This window comes from Roseicyclus sp. (genome assembly GCF_052168335.1).
Lineage (GTDB): Bacteria > Pseudomonadota > Alphaproteobacteria > Rhodobacterales > Rhodobacteraceae > Roseibacterium.
In genome coordinates this window covers 1-3,655 of the sequence record NZ_JBQLZP010000617.1, presented here as the reverse complement: position 1 = coordinate 3,655, position 3,655 = coordinate 1, and the positions used below count along the sequence as shown (strand labels likewise).

Annotated in this window: 5 protein-coding genes and 1 pseudogene; 1 reads left to right on the top strand and 5 read right to left on the bottom strand. The window is 72.4% G+C overall.

The window, feature by feature from the left end; all coding sequences use genetic code 11:
• Window positions 1–225, top strand: a 225-nt coding sequence (locus tag ACTS11_RS18950) for a hypothetical protein (protein WP_442641847.1), incomplete at its 5' end; no start/stop codon positions are given.
• Here ACTS11_RS18950 and ACTS11_RS18945 read toward each other — a convergent pair.
• The 5 genes and pseudogenes from ACTS11_RS18945 to ACTS11_RS18925 all read right to left on the bottom strand — a co-directional run.
• Complete coding sequence (locus tag ACTS11_RS18945) at window positions 218–943, bottom strand: FkbM family methyltransferase (RefSeq protein ID WP_442641846.1); 726 nt, start codon at window positions 941–943, stop codon at window positions 218–220. The two genes, ACTS11_RS18950 and ACTS11_RS18945, sit on opposite strands and share 8 nt — an antisense overlap.
• Before the next feature lie 64 nt (window positions 944–1,007).
• Window positions 1,008–1,826, bottom strand: coding sequence for a sulfite exporter TauE/SafE family protein (locus tag ACTS11_RS18940; RefSeq protein ID WP_442641845.1), 819 nt, complete (start codon window positions 1,824–1,826; stop codon window positions 1,008–1,010).
• 24 nt (window positions 1,827–1,850) lie between these two features.
• Window positions 1,851–2,546, bottom strand: coding sequence for a fumarylacetoacetate hydrolase family protein (locus ACTS11_RS18935; protein WP_442641844.1), 696 nt, complete (start codon window positions 2,544–2,546; stop codon window positions 1,851–1,853).
• Between the two features lie 77 nt (window positions 2,547–2,623).
• Window positions 2,624–3,328, bottom strand: a complete 705-nt coding sequence (locus tag ACTS11_RS18930) for a FadR/GntR family transcriptional regulator (protein ID WP_442641843.1) — start codon at window positions 3,326–3,328, stop codon at window positions 2,624–2,626.
• Between the two features lie 76 nt (window positions 3,329–3,404).
• Window positions 3,405–3,655, bottom strand: a pseudogene (locus tag ACTS11_RS18925) (hypothetical protein); the annotation flags it as partial.

The window sequence follows — 3,655 nt, the reverse complement described above, 5'->3', positions numbered from 1 at the left end:
GGCATCGCCGTGAACGTGACGACGAGCATCCTGTTCTACGCGCTGCTCTCGGCGGACATGGCCTTGCCCGCGCTGATCGTCGGCTACGCGTTCTCGCTGCCCTACAACCTCCTCGCCACCGTGGGCGCCTGGCGCTCCGCCGGGCGCTACGAGGGAACGCCCGTGGTGGCGGATGCCGCCCGTCTGGCCACGCTGGCCCTCATGGCGGTCCTGTCGCTCACCTGAGACGCACGAAGAGGTCGCCCGAAGGCGCCTCGGGCGGCAGCGACGCGAGCCAGTCCAGCGCCGCCTCCGCCCCGCGCCACTCCGCCCAGAGGAAGCGCCCGCCCTCGCCCGCCACGGCGTTGAAGCGGTAGTCGCCGAGCTCCGTCAGCCGCGCGACGACGGCGCGGGAGAGGTGGGGGAAGCCAGGCAGGTACTCCACCGACAGCATCGGCACGGGCGCGGACAGGCCCGACAGCACCTCGAGCTCGAACCCCTCCACGTCGATCTTCACGTAGGCGGGCCGCCCATGCGCCGCGATCAGCCCGTCGAGCGTGACGACGCGCACGCGCTCGGCCCGGTCCCAGCGCACGTGGCCGAAGCCCGGCGCCGCCGCCGCCCCCGAGACGAAGTCGGCGCGGAGCGAGGAGACGGTCGGATGGCGCGAGGAGACGGCCATCTCCGCCTCCGCCTCGGCGCCCCCGGCGGCGGCCTCGACCAGCACGATGTCGCGCGGCAGCGTTTGGCGGAGCCAGGCCGCGAACAGCGCCTGCGGCTCGAGCGCCACGACCCGCGCACCGGCGGCCCGCATCGCCCGCGCCCGCGTCCCCACATGCGCGCCCACGTCGAAGACGAGGTCGCCGGGAGCCAGTATCTCGCGGTAGAACCGCCGCCAGGCCCGGAGCTTGCGCGGGTCGTGGTAGATCGCGAGCGACCGGAGAAGCCCGATCCAGCTTTTCATCGCGCCGCCCCTTCCCGTCGTCCCGTCGCAGCACCTAGCCCGCGCCGGGGCGCTTCCCATCCCCTCAGGCGAGGATCTCCCACACGAAGCGGAGGCTCACGGCGAGGAGGAAGAGGCCGAAGGCGATCTCGAGGCGCCGCTTCGACAGACGGTGCGCGAGACGCACGCCGAGGCCCGCCGTCAGCACCGTCGTCGGCGCGAAGAGCGCGAGGCCCAGGAGCGAGACGTAGCCGAGCGCGTCGGGGGGCAGCCCCTCCTGCCCCCAGCCCGCCGCGACATAGCCGAGCGCGCCCGGCACCGAGATCAGCGCCCCGATCCCCGCCGAAGTCGCCACCGCCTGGTGGATCGTCCGCCCGTGCAGCGTCATGATGACGTTGGCGATCTGCCCGCCCCCGATCCCCATGAGCGAGGAGAGCAGCCCGATCGCCGCCCCGTAGACCCGCAGGAGCCATCCCCCCGGCAGGTCGTCCGACAGGGTCCATGGCGAACCGCCGAGGAGCTTCACGGCATTCACGCCCGCCACCGTGACGAAGACGAGCATCATCACCACCGGGTCGGCGAAGCGCGCCACCGCCGCGCCCGCGAGGACGCCGAGGACGATCGGCGCGGCCCAGCGGCGGAGGAGCGCGGTGTCGACCGCCCCCCGCGCGAGGTGGCCCCGCCACGAGCGGATCGAGGTCGGGATGATGACGGCGAGCGAGGTGCCCACGGCGAGCGGCATCCGCAGGTCGTCGTCGATGCCGTAGGCGCCGAAGACCTCGTAGAGCACCGGCACCATGAGCGCGCCGCCGCCGACGCCGAAGAGCCCGGCGAGGATGCCGGTCGCGGCGCCGGCCACGAGCAGCACGCCCGCCAGAGCGAGAAGTTCCGGAGTGATGTCCAAGGAATTGCCGTCCTTCGGGTCCGGTCAGGCGACGGTGAGGCGCAGGTCGCCCACCCCGTCCACGTGGCCGTGCACGCTGTCCCCGGGTCGGAGCGCGCCGACGCCGGCGGGCGTGCCGGTCATGATGAGGTCGCCCGCGCGCAGCTCGAAGAACCGCGAGAGCAGCGCGATGGTCTCCGGCACCTTCCAGATCATCTGCTCGAGCGCGCCCTCCTGCCGTCGCTCGCCGTTCACGTCGAGCCAGATGGCGCCCCGGTCGGGGTGCCCGATCTCGGCCGCGGGGACGAGCGCGCCGCAGGGGGCCGCACCGTCGAAGGACTTCGCCGTGCACCAGGGCCGCTGGGCCTTCTTCAGCTCCGCCTGGATGTCGCGCCGCGTCATGTCGAGGCCGACGGCGTAGCCCCAGACATGGCCGAGCGCGTCCTCCGTCGCGATGTCCCGCCCGCCCTTCGACAGCGCGACGACCAGCTCGATCTCGTGGTGGAAGTCGGCGGTCTCGGTCGGATAGGGGATCGCCTTGCCGTCGCTCACGAGGCAGGTCGGGCTCTTCTGGAAGAAGAACGGCGGCTCCTTGTCGGGGTCGTGGCCCATCTCGACGGCGTGCGCGGCGTAGTTCCGGCCGACGCAGTAGATGCGATGCACCGGGAAGCGGGCCTCGGTGCCGCGAACGGGCAGGCTCGCCACCTCGGGCTGGTCGATCACGTAGGTTTCCGTCGTCATGGCTCCGTCCTGATGTCCCGTCGCGAGTCGCGAATTGGTTTGATTGGTCACACCTATGGTCAATCCTGCGGGCGGCGTCAATCGTCCCCGCCGCCCGCGGACGCGCGCATCCCCTCCCCGAACAGTTCCCGCCCCACCGCCACCAGGTGCCGGTGCATCGCGCCATGGGCGGCGGCGGGGTCGCGCTCGGCGATGGCGTCGATGATCGCGTCGTGCTCGGCGAAGGAATGGTGCCCGGGCGGCGGGCTCGCGCGCTCGGGCCTGAGCCGGCCCCAGACGACCGCGCGCCGGACACCGGCGAGCACGTCATACAGCGCGGAGGTGACGGGGTTGTTGGCGGCATCGGCCACGATCTTGTGGAAGCGGTTGTCGGCGGTCTCGTATTCGCGCCAGGTCTGGGCCGCGCGACACTCCGCCGCGCAATCGCGCAAGTCCATGATCTCCATGGGTTTCGCGTGGATCGCTGCCTCCGCGGCGAGGGCCGGCTCGATGACGAGGCGGGCGCGCATCACCTCGGCCGGGCTCGAGACGCGCGCGATCTCGCCGAGGCTGACGGTCTCGAAGGGCTGCGCGCTGCCGACGAAGGTTCCCTTGCCGACATGCCGCCACAGCAGCCCCTCGCCCTCCAGCACGGCGAGCGCCTTGCGCAGGTCCCCGCGCGAGACGCCGATCTGCGCGGCGAGGTCGCGCTCGGGCGGCAGGCGCGTGTTCGGCGCCATCTGCGGCTGCGCGAGAAAGGCGCGGAGCTGCACGAGCGCGGCGTGGTGCGGGGGGTGGGTCATGGCGTGCCTCCGGTGAGGGAAGGCATACAGCCGCGCGCCCGTTGCGGCAAGAAATTCCTGACCAATCCGGGATTGGTCAAGACCTGTCCCGGAACGAGGCGCGGAACCGCGCGAGCCAGGCGCGCGGCGGCTCGCTCGGGCGATACTCCGCACCGACGATGGCGGGGGAACCCGTTCCGGACAGAAGTGTACGGAAATCGAGCTCACCCCGGTCGGGCTCGTCCCGCCCGGGCACGGCGGCGATCTGGTGGTGGAACACCAACGGCCCGAGGGCCGCGAGGCGCACGCGGTGGTCGCCTTGCATGATCTGCATGTGGTAGTAGTCGT